At 43.4% G+C, this 16,619-nt stretch carries 16 protein-coding genes; all 16 read left to right on the plus strand.

The genetic code is table 11. From position 1 onward, the window contains the following. The first annotated feature begins 79 nt into the window (after nucleotides 1-79). The 16 genes from AC25CA_RS08765 to pgsA all read left to right on the plus strand — a co-directional run bounded on the left by AC25CA_RS08765 (nucleotide 80) and on the right by pgsA (nucleotide 16,560). Entirely contained in the window at nucleotides 80-541 is a 462-nt protein-coding gene (locus AC25CA_RS08765) for a ribosome maturation factor RimP (protein ID WP_486813472.1), read from the plus strand. Nucleotides 542-560: 19 nt separating this feature from the next. After that, nucleotides 561-1,670 (plus strand): transcription termination factor NusA, encoded by a 1,110-nt coding sequence (nusA, locus tag AC25CA_RS08770; RefSeq protein ID WP_486813473.1) that lies wholly within the window; start codon nucleotides 561-563, stop codon nucleotides 1,668-1,670. Next, on the plus strand, nucleotides 1,670-1,939 hold the full coding sequence (gene rnpM / locus AC25CA_RS08775) for an RNase P modulator RnpM (protein WP_486813474.1): 270 nt from the start codon (nucleotides 1,670-1,672) through the stop codon (nucleotides 1,937-1,939). The genes nusA and rnpM overlap by 1 nt, the downstream gene beginning before the upstream one ends. Further along, complete coding sequence (locus AC25CA_RS08780; RefSeq protein WP_486813475.1) at nucleotides 1,929-2,237, plus strand: L7Ae/L30e/S12e/Gadd45 family ribosomal protein; 309 nt, start codon at nucleotides 1,929-1,931, stop codon at nucleotides 2,235-2,237. Before rnpM ends, AC25CA_RS08780 begins: the two co-directional genes overlap by 11 nt. A 13-nt stretch (nucleotides 2,238-2,250) precedes the next feature. Continuing rightward, nucleotides 2,251-4,326, plus strand: a complete 2,076-nt coding sequence (infB, locus tag AC25CA_RS08785; RefSeq protein ID WP_486813476.1) for a translation initiation factor IF-2 — start codon at nucleotides 2,251-2,253, stop codon at nucleotides 4,324-4,326. 12 nt (nucleotides 4,327-4,338) lie between these two features. After that, the gene (gene rbfA, locus AC25CA_RS08790) at nucleotides 4,339-4,698 is read left to right on the plus strand and encodes a 30S ribosome-binding factor RbfA (protein ID WP_486813477.1); all 360 of its coding nucleotides are present in this window, start codon (nucleotides 4,339-4,341) and stop codon (nucleotides 4,696-4,698) included. Further along, entirely contained in the window at nucleotides 4,691-5,659 is a 969-nt protein-coding gene (locus tag AC25CA_RS08795; RefSeq protein WP_486813478.1) for a DHH family phosphoesterase, read from the plus strand. The genes rbfA and AC25CA_RS08795 overlap by 8 nt, the downstream gene beginning before the upstream one ends. Next, nucleotides 5,656-6,501, plus strand: coding sequence for a tRNA pseudouridine(55) synthase TruB (gene truB / locus AC25CA_RS08800; RefSeq protein ID WP_486813479.1), 846 nt, complete (start codon nucleotides 5,656-5,658; stop codon nucleotides 6,499-6,501). Before AC25CA_RS08795 ends, truB begins: the two co-directional genes overlap by 4 nt. Beyond that, the gene (locus tag AC25CA_RS08805) at nucleotides 6,459-7,448 is read left to right on the plus strand and encodes a bifunctional riboflavin kinase/FAD synthetase (RefSeq protein WP_486813480.1); all 990 of its coding nucleotides are present in this window, start codon (nucleotides 6,459-6,461) and stop codon (nucleotides 7,446-7,448) included. Before truB ends, AC25CA_RS08805 begins: the two co-directional genes overlap by 43 nt. Before the next feature lie 92 nt (nucleotides 7,449-7,540). After that, nucleotides 7,541-7,807, plus strand: a complete 267-nt coding sequence (rpsO, locus tag AC25CA_RS08810) for a 30S ribosomal protein S15 (protein WP_486813481.1) — start codon at nucleotides 7,541-7,543, stop codon at nucleotides 7,805-7,807. 53 nt (nucleotides 7,808-7,860) lie between these two features. Then, nucleotides 7,861-10,068, plus strand: coding sequence for a polyribonucleotide nucleotidyltransferase (locus AC25CA_RS08815; protein ID WP_486813482.1), 2,208 nt, complete (start codon nucleotides 7,861-7,863; stop codon nucleotides 10,066-10,068). 78 nt (nucleotides 10,069-10,146) lie between these two features. Continuing rightward, nucleotides 10,147-11,439: a M16 family metallopeptidase gene (locus tag AC25CA_RS08820; RefSeq protein WP_486813483.1), complete on the plus strand. Its 1,293-nt coding sequence runs from the start codon at nucleotides 10,147-10,149 to the stop codon at nucleotides 11,437-11,439. Nucleotides 11,440-11,461: 22 nt separating this feature from the next. After that, nucleotides 11,462-13,684: an FtsK/SpoIIIE family DNA translocase gene (locus AC25CA_RS08825; RefSeq protein WP_486813484.1), complete on the plus strand. Its 2,223-nt coding sequence runs from the start codon at nucleotides 11,462-11,464 to the stop codon at nucleotides 13,682-13,684. Beyond that, entirely contained in the window at nucleotides 13,662-14,714 is a 1,053-nt protein-coding gene (mnmH, locus tag AC25CA_RS08830) for a tRNA 2-selenouridine(34) synthase MnmH (RefSeq protein ID WP_486813485.1), read from the plus strand. The genes AC25CA_RS08825 and mnmH overlap by 23 nt, the downstream gene beginning before the upstream one ends. Further along, on the plus strand, nucleotides 14,711-16,030 hold the full coding sequence (gene rimO / locus AC25CA_RS08835) for a 30S ribosomal protein S12 methylthiotransferase RimO (RefSeq protein WP_486813486.1): 1,320 nt from the start codon (nucleotides 14,711-14,713) through the stop codon (nucleotides 16,028-16,030). The genes mnmH and rimO overlap by 4 nt, the downstream gene beginning before the upstream one ends. After that, nucleotides 16,027-16,560 carry a CDP-diacylglycerol--glycerol-3-phosphate 3-phosphatidyltransferase gene (gene pgsA, locus AC25CA_RS08840; RefSeq protein WP_486813487.1) on the plus strand — a complete coding sequence of 178 codons (534 nt, stop codon included), beginning with the start codon at nucleotides 16,027-16,029 and terminating at the stop codon, nucleotides 16,558-16,560. The genes rimO and pgsA overlap by 4 nt, the downstream gene beginning before the upstream one ends. Nucleotides 16,561-16,619: the final 59 nt, after the last annotated feature.

Below are 16,619 nucleotides of genomic sequence, written 5' to 3' on the forward strand. Positions count from 1 at the left end.
AGTATGGTATGTTTTACAGAGATAGACTTGATGAGTGGGACTTCCCACTCATTGTTTTTTGTGTAGAAAGGACCAAAAAATGGATAAAAAAATCATCATTAAGCAGGTGACCGCATTGGTCGCTCCTCTTTTGGAGCCGAAAATGGAACTGGTCGATGTGGAATGGATCAATGAATACGATGCTTGGTATCTGAAAATTTTTCTGGCTCAAGAAGGGAATATTTCTCTCGAAGATTGTCAGCGAATGAGCAAAAAAATCAATAGCGAATTGGATGCCGTCACAGCCTTGGAAGAAGCCTATTTTTTCGAGGTGTCTTCCCCCGGATTGGATCGTCCCTTTAAGACGGAACGAGACTATGAGCGTGCCATCGGAAAAGGGGTGGAAGCCACTTTTTACAAGAAAGTCGATGGCTTGAAAATCCATGTGGGAATCCTGGAATCCTTGGCTCCGGAATTTATTGTCTTGCGCAACGACAAGAACGAAACAAAAACATTTGAACGTAAATTAATTGCTAAAATTCATTACCGTATTGAATTCTAAACCTTAAGGAGGAAATCTTATGAATACAGAGTTCATCAAAGCTCTGGAGGATATTGAAAAAGAAAAAGGCGTATCTAAGGCGATCCTTTTGGAAGCCTTGGAAGCAGCTTTAATCTCTGCCTATAAAAAGAACTTTGGTTCTTCTCAAAATGTTGAGGTGATCATTGATGCAGAAACTGGCCTTGTGCAGGTTTATGCCCTAAAAGAAGTGGTAGAAGATGTATATGACAACCTATTAGAAGTATCGGTAGAAGATGCCCATGCCAAAGATCCAAAACTGATTCTTGGGGATTTTCTTCGATTTGAAGTTACACCGAAAGACTTTGGGCGAATTGCCGCGCAAAATGCCAAACAAGTTGTGGTGCAACGCATTCGTGAAGCAGAGCGCGATGGAATCTTCAACGAATATGCAAGTCGAGAAAATGAAATGATTACCGGAGTTGTACAACGAGTTACCCGAAACAACGTTTTGATCAATCTGGGAAAAACTGAGGGTGTCTTGCTTCCTGCCGAACAAATGCCTATGGAAGTTTACAATCAAGGTGATCGCATCAAATGTTATATTCTTGAGGTTAAACGCACATCCAAGGGACCACAGATTATTTTATCTCGAACACATCCGGGTCTTGTTAAACGATTGTTTGAATTGGAAGTTCCAGAAATCGAGGAAGGAATCGTTGAAATCTTTGGCGTTGCACGAGAAGCTGGTTCAAGAACCAAATTAGCTGTCTATAATGTCGAAGAAAATGTCGATCCTGTTGGTGCATGCGTCGGTGAAAAAGGAACACGAGTCAAGGCAATTGTAGAAGAATTAAGCGGTGAAAAGATAGATATCATCGAATGGTCCAATGAAGATGAATCCTTTATAGCCAATGCTTTAAGCCCTTCAAAAGTGGTTTCAGTCACTTTGAATGAGACGGATAAAGCAGCTTTAGTTGTTGTGCCTGACTATCAGCTTTCCCTGGCCATCGGGAAAGAGGGTCAAAATGCGCGCCTAGCAGCTAAGTTGACCGGTTGGAAGATCGATATAAAAAGCGAAACACAGTATGAAGAACTACAGAATAGTCATGAAACTCATTCTGCTACAGAGGATGTGGAAGAAGCTTTGCCTGAACAAGGAGTGGAATAATGAAGAAACGCAAGATACCGCTACGAAAATGTGTGGGATGCGGTGAGCAAAAACCAAAGCGTGAATTAATTCGAATTGTTCGCAATCCAGAAGGCGAAGTTTCCTTGGATCGTACAGGGAAAGCACCGGGACGTGGCGCCTATATCTGCGAGCAGGAAGCCTGCCTGCTGAGAGCCATTAAGACTAACGCTGTACAGCGAGCACTTCAGGTAGAATTATCTCAAGAACAGGTTAAGATCTTGTTAGAGCGGTTGTCCAATGAATCCTAGAGTGGCTACCATGATTGGATTTGCAAAACGCTCTGGAAACCTAGCCAACGGCTTTACTGCCGTAACGATCAATATCAAAAAAAGAAAAGCGAAACTGGTCATGCTGTCGGAAGATCTATCGGCCGATTCTCGCAGAAAAATTACAAATCTTTGCCAATCGACGAATACGCCTATCTATACTCACGGAAACCGTGATGAAATTGGCCGCGCCATTGGCAGGGAAGAATCAACAGTCATTGCTATACTGGACAAAAAATTCGCAAAGATCGTTGAGGAACAATTAGATGATATAAACTAATGGGGGTATCTATATGACAAAAAAAAGAGTGTACCAAATAGCAAAGGAATTAAACCTATCAAGCAAAGAAATGATCAGTAAATTGGAAGAACTTGGAATCGAAGCTTCAAGCCACATGAGCACCTTGGAAGATGAAGAGGTAAAAACCATCTTAGACTTATTCGCTGCGGAAAAAACAGAAGAAACACCTGTGGAAGAAACACCGATTCCCCCCACACAAGCAAAGCCAGAGGAGTCTGCTAAGGAAGCACCGAAGAAGAAAAAGAACCGAAAGAAGAAAAATAGGAAAACCTTCATGCCTGCGCAAAAGCAAGAAGAAACACAAGTAGAAGCAGCAGAGGATGATGGACTCATTCAAATAGATGATACCATTACCGTGAAAGACTTGGCTGAAAAACTGGATATCGCTGCCAATGCCTTGATTGGAAAGTTGATGATGGCCGGCACTATGGCTTCTATCAACGAAAGCATTTCCTTTGAAACAGCAGAACTTATGGCCATGGAATTTGGTATTGAAATCGTTAAAAAGGAAAAAGAAAGCCTGATCGATTTAAATTTAGACCCAGAAGATCCAGAAGAATTGTTGCAGTTCCGTGCACCAATTGTTACGGTTATGGGTCATGTCGACCATGGTAAAACCTCTCTACTTGACGCCCTTCGAGACACTGCGGTTACCGAACGAGAAGCTGGCGGAATCACCCAGCATATTGGTGCGTCAAGCATTAAGGTAAATGATAAAGAGATTGTTTTCTTGGATACACCCGGCCATGAGGCATTTACATCCATGCGTGCCCGTGGTGCTCAGGTTACGGATATCGCAATTCTTGTTGTTGCAGCTGATGATGGAGTGATGCCTCAGACCATTGAAGCCATCAATCACTCCAAGGCCGCAGGTGTTCCGATTATTGTTGCCATTAATAAGATCGATAAACCCGCTGCCAATCCGGATCGCGTGCTTCAAGAATTGAACGAGCACGGACTATTCCCAGAAGCATGGGGTGGAGATATCATCACAGTCAATGTATCCGCACAAACACGCGAAGGTTTAGACGAATTGATGGAAATGATTCTTTTGGTTGCTGAAATGGAAGAATTGAAAGCCAATCCAGATCGTCTTGCGGTCGGCACCGTTGTAGAGTCTCGATTGGACAGTCAACGAGGTCCTGTTGCTACCATTGTGGTCAATAAAGGTACCCTGCATGTGGGCGATCCTATTTTCTCTGGCGTAGCAGTTGGTAAGGTTCGCGCCTTGATCAATGACAAGGGACGAAGAGTGAAAATGGCTGGTCCTTCTACACCAGTTGAAGTGCTTGGCCTTTCTGAAACACCGGAGGCCGGCGCTAATCTATATGCCGTTCAAACTGAAAGAATGGCAAAGGCTTATGCCAGTGCCAATCAAGAAACAGTGCGACAAGCAAAATACAAGACAACAAAACGTGTATCCTTGGAAGATTTGTATGAACAATTACAATTGGGTGAGATGCAAGATCTGAATCTGATTATCAAAGCTGATGTAAAAGGTTCTATCGAAGCTGTCAAGCAGTCTTTGCTGAAACTGAGCAACGAAGAAGTCACGGTTAATCCAATTCATGGTGGCGTTGGCGCTATCACCGATACGGATATCATGTTGGCATCTGCATCAAATGCGATTATTATCGGATTTAATGTTCGACCAACCACATCTGCCCTTACCTTGGCAGATCAAGAGCACGTCGATGTGCGCACATATCGAATTATCTACAAGGCGATCGAGGATGTCGAGGCTGCAATTCGCGGCATGTTGGCTCCTGAATTCAAAGAAGTTGTTCAGGGTCGTGCCGAAGTGCGTGCTACTTTCAAGGTTCCGAATGCTGGTACTGTGGCCGGAATTTATGTGACGGATGGAAAGATTACTAGAAATTCTGAAATTCGTTTGCTTCGCGACAATATCGTAATTTTTGATGGTAAATTAACTTCACTAAGACGATTTAAGGATGATGTGAAGGAAGTCTTGACCGGCTATGAAGGCGGGCTTGGCATTGAAAACTACAACGATATTAAAGACGGCGATGTAATTGAAGCCTTCATTATGGAAGAAATTAAACGTTAATTGGAGGATAGTATGCGCTACGCAAGACAAGACCGTATAGCGGAAGAAATGAAAAAAACATTGAGCAAAGGGATACGAGATCTGTTGACCGATGCTGAAACCGCAACGATTTGGAGTATCACGCAAATCGATGTAACCAAGGATTTACGACATGCGAAAGTATTTGTTAGCATTCTAGGCACCAAAGAACAAGAGGCTGGAATGATGGCTGCTTTGCAAAAAAAGTCGGGAGCCCTCAGAAAACTTGTTGGTAGTAAGGTCCGGATGCATTTCACACCGGAGTTACATTTCTTCCACGACCATTCTATCGAACATGGATTAAAAATTTCTAAAATTCTAAATGATATCAAAGATGGGGAAGATCATGAATAAACGGGAAGCGAATCGGCTGCATGAAAAACTGAGTCACCTTGATTCGGTATGCATCGTATCGCATGCCCATCCTGATGGAGATAGCCTAGGATCCCTTTTGGGTCTTGCAGCTTTGATCGAAAATCATTATCATTGTCGAGTGGAGCGGGTCCTATCGGACTCGACTCCATCTCGTTATGCCTTTATGGATACCAGCAAAGCTGTGCCCTTTGAGACCTGCCTAGAAAAGACTTATGATGCTTGCATCTTGGTTGACTGCAGCGATGAAAATCGTTTAGATGACGCCAAGGTCTTACTGGAACAGGCGGATTCTTTAATCAATATTGATCACCATCGCAGCAATGAAAGCTTTGGCCAAATTAATTTGGTTGAAGGAGATTGCTCTTCAACAGGGGAATTGATCTATCAATTGGCAAAGTATTTGAACTGGAAACTCGATTCTGAAATCGCCTGTAATCTTTATGTTGCCATCGCAACCGATACAGGAAGCTTCCAGTATTCAAACACCAGCCAAAAAACGCATTTAGCGACAGCTGAATTGTTGAGTCATCCCTTTGAAGTGGATCTGGTTCGTGAACGCTTATTTCAAAGCGAACCCCTCAACAAAGCAAAACTATTTATCACCCTGGTTCAATCCATTATATTCTCTTCCGATGGACAAGTCGGCGGGTGCAGTGTTTCTCAAGAAAATTTAAATCAATTTCAGGCCTCATATGAGGATCTGGACGGAGTTGTTGAATTTATACGTAACATTGAAACTGTTCGGATTTCCTATTTGATCAAAGAGGTAGGAACAAATGAGTTTCGAGCCAGTTTGCGATCAAAACCACCGACACGTGTGGATAAAATTGCTCATCAGTTCGGTGGGGGTGGACACGCCTATGCTGCGGGACTGTCCTTTTCAGGTAACTTGAAGCAATTCCAAGACCAGTTGATTCGAGCCTGCGAGGAAGCAATATGAATGGATTTATCGTTGTATTCAAACCAACGGGCATGACGTCCCATGACATTGTTTCAAGAGTCAGAAGGCTTACAGGCATTAGACAGGTGGGCCATACTGGCACATTAGATCCCAATGCCAGTGGCGTATTGCCTATTGCTATCGGTAAAGCGACCAAAGCGATTCCTTATCTTTCGGAAGAAAGAAAGGTTTACCGTGCCGAACTTGCTTTAGGTGTAGAGACAGATACCTGTGACCGATATGGCACTGAAGTTGCAAGTAGTGAGGACATCGACCGGTCCAAAGATGCCTTTCTTGAAGCGGCAAAATCCTTTATAGGGCTCATTCAACAACGGCCACCCATCTTCTCAGCCATTCGTATCGACGGGAAACGCGCCTATGACTTGGCGAGAAGCGGGAAAACACCAGAAATGAAACTGAGAGACGTTACAATCGAATCTATTGATTTGATTTCCGTGGCCCAAAACCGTTTTCTCTTTGATGTTGTTTGCTCCAAAGGCACCTATATCCGGTCTTTGTGCCGGGACTTAGCCAAAGAAATGGGTAGCCTAGGCCATATGTCTATGTTAATTCGATTGGAATCAGGGATCTTCACAGCTGAAAACGCACTATTTGATTGGAACCAATTGGAAAATTCAATTTTGTCCATTGATCAAGTACTGTCGCACTATCCTAAAATTCAAGTCGATAAGAATGCGGAGAAACGTCTTTTATTTGGTCAAACGATTGAAAAAGAAACGGATCAAACCGATGAGTTCTTCCGTGTATACAGCGCGTCTGGATTTCTCGGAATCGCGACATGCAAAAACAAGCAGATGAAGATGAAACGGCAATTCATTTAGGAGTCGATTCGATTATGAAAATCATCATGAATGAAAAATATCAAATGGATCAAGAATCCATTGTGGTTCTTGGGAATTTCGATGGCATCCATCGCGGTCACCAATCCCTTTTGGAGATGGCCCGTGATGAAAAGGATCAAAGTGATCGTGCCGTATTGGTCTTCACCTTTCAGAGCCATCCCTCTCACGATCTGCCGGGAAGAGAAGCAATTCGCTATTTGTTTTCCAACCAACAGCGAATTGAAATTTTTGAATCCTTGGGTGTGGACACCATGTATTCCATTCCATTTTCAAATGTAAAAAATATGCCGCCTTCTCGCTTTGTTGAAGAGGTTTTACTCACGCACCTGAAGGCTGCCACCATTGTCATTGGACATGACTTTCGATTTGGGTCCGGTGCCAAGGGGAACGTTAGCTTGCTGCAAAGTATTTGCAGCAAAGCCGGCGTAAAAGTGATCGTGGTAGGCAAGAAGAGTTTTGGCAAAGAGCGAATCAGCAGTACACGCATCCGCGAAGCCATTTCAGCGGGAAACCTACTAGAGGCGGAACATCTTCTAGGCCGTCCCTATCAATTATCTGGACATGTCATTCACGGTAAAAAGTTAGGCAGAAAAATGGGGATACCGACAGCAAATCTAGAGATGAGATTGCCCTACGTCGTGCCTAAATTTGGCGTCTATTTTTCACAAGTCTTGGTAGAGGGACAGGCCTATTATGCCGTAACAAGCATCGGATTGAACCCGACTGTCGATCAGCGAATCCATCCGAGCATTGAAATCCATATCTTAGATTTCAATAAAGAAATTTATCATACTCAGGTTCGATTAAACCTATTTCAACTACTTCGCGTGGAAAAGAAATTTTCAACGCTTGATGAATTGATTCATCAAATTCACCAAGACATTAAACAAGTACGAGAAATGGTTTACAAACTAAGAGATTTATGATATCGTAACATGTTGTTACCCTATCTGCGTTTTTCGACACCTCGACGATCACTCGGATAGGGAGAATAAATAATTTTGAGGAGGCAATACACATGTTAGCAAAAGAAATTAAAGCATCAATTGTAGCAGAATACCAAACACACGAAGGGGACACTGGTTCTCCGGAGGTGCAAATCGCAATCTTAACAGCCCGCATCAATGAGTTGAATGAACATTTACAAACGCATAAAAAAGATTTTCATTCACGACGTGGCCTATTAAAGATGGTTGGTCAGCGCCGAGGCCTATTAAACTACTTGAAAAAATCCGAAGTGGATCGTTATAGAATTTTAATCAAGAGACTAGGTCTAAGAAAATAATAAGAAGCGGGGTAGCCCCGCTTTTTGTTTTATGACCGATAAGGAGGAAGACGATGGTTCGAGAATTTGAATATTCATTAGCAGGAAAAACCCTGAAAGTAACCACTGGTAAAATCGCTGAGCAGGCACACGGCTCATGCCTGGTATCCCTTGGTGATACAGTTGTCATGGCCAATGTGACCAGTTCAAAAACGCCTAGACCGGGTATTGATTTTTTCCCGTTAGCCGTTGAGTATCAAGAAAAGTTTTATTCAGCTGGTAAAATTCCAGGTGGATTTATTAAGCGAGAAGGACGCCCAAGCACGCAATCGATTTTGACATCACGCTTGATTGACCGTCCAATGCGACCTCTTTTCCCGAAAGGCTTTCGCAACGATGTTCAAGTCGTTGTAACCGCCCTTTCTGTTGAGCCGGACGTAAAACCAGATATCCCTGCCATGCTTGCATCGGCAATAGCCATTAGCATTTCTGACATTCCATTTAGCGGCCCTGTTGCTTCCATGCACGCAGGCATGATTGATGGAAAGGTGATTCTGATGCCCAACGAAGCTGAGCGAGAAGCATCACAACTTGACTTGATCGTTGCTGGTACCGCAGAAGCTGTTATGATGGTGGAAGCGGGATCAAATATTATTTCTGAAGCACAAATGCTTGACGGAATTTTAACTTCTCATGATGAAATCAGAAATCTATGTGGGTTTATTTCAGAAATTGCCGCAGAAGTAGGCAAAGAGAAATTTGAATTTGAAGTGCCAGAAATCGATGAAGCACTTTACGCGTCTGTTGAAACTTTGGCTTTGGCAAAATTAAAAGAAGCCGTTTTGGTTTTTGAAAAACAAGCGCGAAACGAAGCTATTAGCGCTGTTCGTGAAGAAGTATTTGCTGAATTGCTCGATGAGGAAGAAACCCTAAAAGGACAACTCAAGCAAAGCTTCGACAAATTATTAAAACAAGAAGTTCGTGAATTGATCTTGCAAGGCGTTCGTCCGGACAGCCGAAAGCATGAAGAAATTCGTGCCATCAGCTCCGAGGTCGGCCTATTGCCACGAACCCATGGTTCAGCACTCTTTACAAGAGGGCAGACACAAGCCATGTCTATCTTGACTTTGGGTACTTCTCGCGATGTTCAAATTATTGACGGATTGGGAAAAGAAGAGAAACGTTCTTATATGCACCACTACAACTTCCCTCCATACTGTACAGGCGAAGCCTATATGATGCGTGGTCCAAAACGACGTGAAATTGGTCACGGCGCCCTGGCAGAGCGTGCCTTGCTTCCCGTACTTCCTGATCATGAAACGTTCCCATACACCATTCGTGTCGTTTCTGAGGTCCTAAGTTCCAATGGTTCTTCTTCACAGGCCAGCATTTGTGGCAGCACCTTGTCCTTGATGGATGCAGGGGTTCCCATCACTGCGCCGGTTGCAGGGATTGCCATGGGCTTGATCAAAGAGGGCGATCGCTTAGCGATTCTTTCTGATATTCAGGGCTTGGAAGATCATCTTGGCGATATGGATTTTAAGGTAGCCGGAACACGAGAAGGCATTACAGCGATCCAAATGGATATCAAAATTGCTGGAATCGAACGAAAGATTCTAGAGCAAGCCTTGGAAAGTGCTAGATTGGGCCGCTTGTACATCCTTGATAAAATGAATGAAACCATGCAAGTACCGCGTGAGGATACCTCACCATATGCGCCGAGAATCATCTCTATCATGGTTCCAGTTGACAAGATCCGTACCGTTATTGGTTCTGGTGGAAAAACAATCAATGCCATTATTGAAGAAACGGGTGCAAAAATCGATATTGATGACTCAGGTCTAATCGAAATTGCTGCAGAATCTGGAGAGGCTGGAGAAAGAGCGAAAGCCATTATTGAATCCATCGTCACAGATCCTGTTGTTGGTACCGTCTACAAGGCAAAGGTAACCCGCACATTAACATTCGGCGCTTTCTTGGAATTCTTGCCGGGCAAAGAGGGCTTGATCCATATTTCCCGCCTTGCCGTTGAACGTGTCAAGAGTGTGGAAGATGTTGTGAAGGTTGGCGATGAGTTAGAAGTTAAACTAGTTGCCATCGATGATCAAGGCCGCTATGATTTGGCCCGCACGGACATTCCATATGTCGAGCGAAAAAGAGACGATAGCCGCAAAAGCAATTCTCATTCAAGAGACGGCAATCGACGTCGACCACCGCGTCGCGATGATAAACGTCCATCTGCTCCTCGACAAGATAAGCCGAGCGAGAAAAAAGAACAATAATTGAACATGAACCTTCGGGTTCATGTTTTTTCTTTGTCAATAACAATGGTATAATAGAATTAGTTTGCGGAGGAAAATATGACAAAGACCACACAATTATCCAATGGCATGAAACTCGTATTCGAGCAAAAGAAATCCATGCATTCTGTAGCCTTTGGGCTATGGGTTCGCGTCGGATCTATAGACGATGGATTAAACCTGGGCATCGCTCACTTTATTGAACATATGATTTTTAAAGGGAATGAAAAATGGAGCGCCAAACAGATTGCCTCCCATGTCGACCTTTTAGGGGCACAATTAAATGCCTTCACTGAGAAGGAAAGCACCTGCTACTACGGCCGTGTCATCGACGAAGAATTTTCGTCCCTCTTGACACTCGTTTCAGAAATTGTTCTAAATCCTGCCATCAGGCAAGCCGACGTCGAAAAAGAACGTCAAGTGATTCTGGAAGAAATTAAGATGGACTTGGATACACCTGATGAAAGAATCCACGATTTGTTGGATGCCTTGATGTTTGAACCCACACCTTACGCCAAGGGAATTCTTGGGGAAGAAAAAACAGTTTCAGCCATGGAATCATCACAGCTGAAAACCCACCATCAGACTTATTACCAGCCCAATCAAATGGTGCTGTCCATCGTAGGAAATGGTGATTTCGAAACCTACGTGAACCTTGTTGAAGAACTGTTTTCCCAGATTCCATCAGAAAGAAAACAAGTAAGTTCCCCTCTAACAAATGTAGCGAGTGCAACAAAGGCGAAACACTATCAACACCATTCAAAAGAAACCGAACAATTGCACCTCGTATTAGGGCTTCAATTTCAACCCTTGAATCAATTGATGGATCGGATCTATCTATCCATGATCAACAGCTATCTGGGTTCAAGCATGAGTTCGCGCCTCTTTCAAGAGTTTCGTGAGGAGCGGGGATGGGTGTATTCGATCTATTCCTATTCACAATTGTTTCAACATCATTCTGCCTTCAATATCTACGCGGGATTTCAACCGGAACGTACGGAAGAAGTCATTTCCCTGCTGGCAGAGATTTTTCAGGATCTTCGAGAAAAGGGTATTGATTCAGATTCTATTCATACCTTTCAGCGATATCTCAAAGGCACCCTCGCAATTAGCGATGAGAGCCCCACAAGCCGCATGAATTATCTGGGCCGTGCAACCCTCTTCAATGAACCGCTATACGATTCTGAGGAGATCTTAGCCGGTGTGGAAGCAATCGACGAAGCTGAACTCAACGCCTTCTTGATATCCTTGCTCAAACAAGATATAAGTGTCGTCACCCTAGGTCCAATCAGCATGGAACGCACAGAAAAAATCGCAATTTCCGTTAAGAAACTAAATAAAGAAGGGAAATAATAGAGATCATCAGGAGGGAAACATGCCAAGACAAAAAAAGAAAAAATCAACTTCCAAGCCAAATGTTCGAAAACAGCGTGCTGGATCGCTGCTCTTATTTTCAATTGGTGTGGTTTTACTGTTAGGCCTTTTAAACCTTTCCACCGGCTTTATTACGGACCGTCTTCTATGGGGATTCCAATGGCTGTTTGGAAAAGCAGCCGGTATTTTGGCCGCTTTGTTCTTCTTTTTTGCTTATCGTGTTTTTAAAGGGGAAGAGCTAAAGCTACGCGATGTACTGGATTTTGCCGTCTTATTTCTACTTGTTATCACCCTAGTAGACTTACTAGCAAGTCCTGCCGGAAGCTTAAAAGACAGCTATTCCGTCTTGTTGAATAGCCGAACCGAGGACCTTCATGTTCACCTGGTTTCAGCGGGTGGTACCATTGGACTCTCCTTAGCCTATGTCATGGTGGCTGCAATCGGTCGAATGGCAAGTTTTGTCATCCTATTAACGGCCTCTAGCTTTTATTTGATCCATCTATTGATCAACGATGAAGTAAAAAAACAATTTGTCACTTTTCAAACCAACCGCAAAAATGAGCGGAAGAACAAAAAAATGAAAGCTGTTGAGAAACCAGTTCGCAAGAAAAAGGTTCAGAAACCGAAAAGAAAAGTCGAACCTATTGAGACGGCTCCTCTTCAATCAAAACCTTTGGACCAAACTAGCAAACACGAACCCATTCCGGTGGCAAAAGCAGTAAAAAAGCAAAAGTCGGAAGCGCCCAAAGAGATGGTCATTCCAAGTCAGGCTCACTCAGGTTATCAGCGACCGGGCTTTGATCTATTAAAGCGCGGCAACCAAAACCCTCAACGCGGTAATATGCACGCCAAAGAGCAAGGTGAACAGTTGGTGGCCCTGCTTCAAAGCTTCGGTGTCGAATCTAAAATTCTCAATATCAGCTATGGTCCATCCATCACTCGATTTGAATTGCAACCCGCTCCCGGAGTAAAAATCAGCCGTATTAAAAATCTATCTGATGATATTGCTCTGGGCATGGCCAGTGCAGACGTACGAATCGAAGCGCCCATACCTGGCAAAAAAGCCATTGGCATTGAGGTACCAAATGAAAAGAAACAAATGGTTCTCTTTCGAGAGGTGATTGAAACCCCACAATTTCAGGCATCCGAGTCCAATCTGACCATCGGCCTAGGTAAAACAATCGCCGGTAAACCATTGATTGCGGATATTGAAAAAATGCCCCATCTTTTGATTGCGGGTGCAACGGGTTCCGGCAAGAGTGTTTGTGTCAATACCATTATCTGCAGCATCCTCTACAAGGCTTCGCCAGAAGAGGTTAAATTGTTGTTAATTGATCCCAAAATGGTAGAACTCACCGCCTATAACCAAATTCCTCATCTTTTAATTCCCGTCGTTGTTGATCCCAAGAAGGCGGCTTCTGCCTTGCATTGGGCTGTAGGAGAGATGACCAAGAGATATAAATTATTCTCTGAAGAACGGGTTCGAAATTATCGCGCCTACAATGAAAAGATGATCGATCGCGAAGGTGCTGAGGCCATGCCACAAATCGTCATCATTATCGATGAATTGGCTGACCTGATGATGACTTCACCCGGTGAGGTAGAAGACAGCATCTGTCGATTGGCACAGATGGCACGAGCGGCAGGCATTCACTTGATTGTTGCGACCCAACGACCATCTGTCGATGTAATTACAGGCTTGATCAAGGCCAATATTCCTTCTCGGATTTCCTTTGCTGTCAGTTCCCAGGTCGATTCTCGAACGATTCTCGATATGGCTGGAGCAGAAAAACTTTTGGGGAAAGGCGATATGCTATTTTATCCGGTTGGCGCTTCGAAACCGATACGTACCCAGGGTGCCTTTATCTCTGAAGAAGAGGTCAATCGATTGGTTCAGTCCCTGGCAAAGCCAGCTGAATTTCAAGAAGAACTAGTAATGGAATTAGAAAAACCAAAAATTGATACCTCTCGGGATGCCCTCGATTCACTCTATGAAACAGCCCTACAATTGGTGATCGATGAACAGCGCGCTTCCACGTCCCTGATTCAACGAAGATTGAAGGTAGGGTATGCGCGTGCCGGACGTATTATCGATCAATTAGAAGAAAATGGAATGGTCAGTGGCCACCAGGGCAGCAAAGCACGATCCGTCCTTGTTGCTGCCGACTACCTAACGAGCCAAGATGAAAAGGAGGATTCTGTTGCTAGCCATACAGAAAATTAGTATTTCAGAATTGTTGCAGAATCAAGATGATTATGTCATTGTCGATGTGCGAACAAGCCGTGAATTTTTAGAAGACCATATTCCTGGTGCCATCTCAATGCCAATCTTAACCGATGAAGAACACCACGAGGTGGGAACCATCTTTAAACAAGTCTCACATGAGATCGCAAAGGAAAAAGGCCTGCTTTATGCAGCACCTAAATTATTAGATTTTTACCGTTATGCAAGAGAAGTTGTAAAATCCGGAAAGAAAATCTGTTTTCAATGTTTTCGAGGCGGAATGCGAAGTCATTCTATCGCCAATGTTGTCACCATGATGAATATTCCGGCAACCGTGTTAGAAGGTGGATACAAGGGGTTTCGACAAGAGGTGAATCGTTTCTTTGAATCACCCATGCCCTTTCAACTCCTGGTTCTTCACGGCTATACAGGCGTTGGAAAAAGTCTGGCCTTGGAACAACTAGAAGAGAAAAACGAACCCATCATTCATCTGGAACGACTGGCAAAAAACTCAGGTTCCGTCTACGGCAATGTTTTTTACGATGATCAAACCATTACCCAAAAGAATTTTGAATCTATGCTTTATGCACAGATTCAATCAAATCTTAAACAGGGAAAAAACTATGCCTGGATCGAAAGCGAAGGTAAACGTGTTGGAAAAGCGGTACTGCCGCCTGTCTTTTATCAAGCCAATGAAAAGGGGATCCATATCCGATTGCAAACCAGTCGTGCGCAACGGATTCAAAATCTTTACCACGATTATTCCACAGGAGGAAGGTTGGATGTTTTAAACACAGCCACCAATCGATTGCGCAAACGCCTTGGCCATGAACGATGCAATAAAATTCTTCAAGCCATCGAAGCCGACAATTTGGATCTAGCCATTGAAGAGCTCTTAATTCATTACTATGACCCTTTGTACGAGCACACCTTGGATTGGCCCTACACGGCAACCATTTCCTATGAAAACCCGGAAGACCTGTCCACACTCTTGGTAGAATGGAAAAACACACCAAAGGAGAAGAAATGAACGAATATTTTTATATCGAAACCCTAGGGTGTTCAAAGAACGAAGTTGACAGCCAGCAAATTGCAGGCTATCTTACCCAAGCGGGATATCAAGTAACAAAGGATCCGGCCCAGGCTACATTCATTATTGTCAATACCTGTACCTTTATTCTAGACGCCAAAGAAGATTCCATCGCCGCTATTTTAAATCTGGCTGATTTAAAAATGCAGGGACAAGCCAAGCGTCTGATTGTAGCCGGCTGTTTAAGCCAGCGATACGGCCAAGAACTTTTAAATGAATTGCCTGAAATCGACGGACTAATCGGCACAGGAAACTTGGAAAAAATTATTGAGGCCATCGAAGCCACAGAAGACTTTATTGACCTGGGCCAACTTAACAGCCCTTACTGCGAAACCGTTCTTCGTGTTTTACCGGAAAAACGACCAACTCGCTATGTCAAAATTGCAGAAGGATGCAACAAAAACTGTAGCTATTGCATCATTCCCTCAATTCGTGGTAATTTGCGAAGCCGTACGATCGAGTCGGTTCAAGCCGAAGTGGAAGCCTTGGTTTCTGACGGCGCCAAAGAAATTATACTGATCGCTCAGGATACCACGCGTTTTGGTGCCGATTGGGCAGGAAGACCACAACTGGATCAATTGCTAAAAAATCTAGATGAAATCGACGGTGACTTTTGGATCCGTATTTTTTATATGTATCCCGAAGGACTAACCGACAAGGTATTGTCCGTTTTTCAAGATGCAAAGCACATCTTGCCGTATTTTGATTTGCCTCTTCAACACGCCAACAACAAAGTTCTTAAGGAAATGAATCGTGCTTCAAATCGTGAAAGCATGGAAATCTTGGTAAATAAAATTCGCACCATGATTCCGGATGCCATCATTCGTACGACTTTTATTGTTGGATTTCCCGGTGAATCAGAATCAGAGTTTCAAGAATTGCTTGATTTTGTTGAACAGGTTCCCATCGATAAGGTCGGTGTTTTTCCTTACTCCGCAGAAGAGGGAACAACAGCGGCAATTCGAACCGATCAAATCCCTCAAGCAATTAAATTAAATAGAAAAGAACGACTCATGCAAAAACAGATGCAGATTTCAGCCAATACATTGACCCGATGGGTGGGAAAAGAGATGACGGCCCTAATCGAAGAAATTGATGTAGAAGAGGAAATCATGATCGGTCGTACCTGGATCGATGCGCCGGAGATTGATGGAATTGTCGTTCTTCCCATAGATTCGCAGGTTTCCCTGGGTGATTTGCTACAAATTCGTATTGTTGATACAAGTGAATATGATTTGAGAGGAGAAGTACTATGAATCTACCAAATAAACTTACCATTGTCAGAATTTTGATGATCCCCATTTTTATGTTTTTGTTGCTGGTGAACGATCATGCCTATCAAACATTGGCTGCTATCGTCTTTATCATCGCCAGTCTAACAGATACGGCAGACGGGTATATTGCAAGAAAGTACAATTTGGTCACAAATTTCGGAAAATTCATGGATCCTCTCGCTGATAAGTTGCTGGTAACCTCGGCATTTCTTTGCTTTATGGAAATGGGCATCCTACCTGCCTGGTTCGTCATGATCATTTTAACTCGAGAATTCGCAATCACAGGCATTCGTACATTAGCAGCCAATGAAGGTGTTGTAATCGCCGCTAGCAAATGGGGAAAGCTAAAAACAATCAGTCAGATGGCGGCAATCGTGGTGGTCTTGTTCAACAATTTATCTCTGAACTTTCCATTGGGTCAAATTTTGCTCTATCTTGCACTGGGACTTACCATCATTTCTGGTGCCGACTATATCATGAAAAACACAAAACTTTTTAAAAATGTCAATTAATCTTGACGAAAGGGAACGTTTGTACTAAAATGAAAACAGAACAATTGTTCGAATAAGGA

It is taken from the genome of Gottschalkiaceae bacterium SANA, assembly GCA_036323355.1.
Taxonomy (GTDB): Bacteria; Bacillota; Clostridia; order Tissierellales; family GPF-1; genus GPF-1.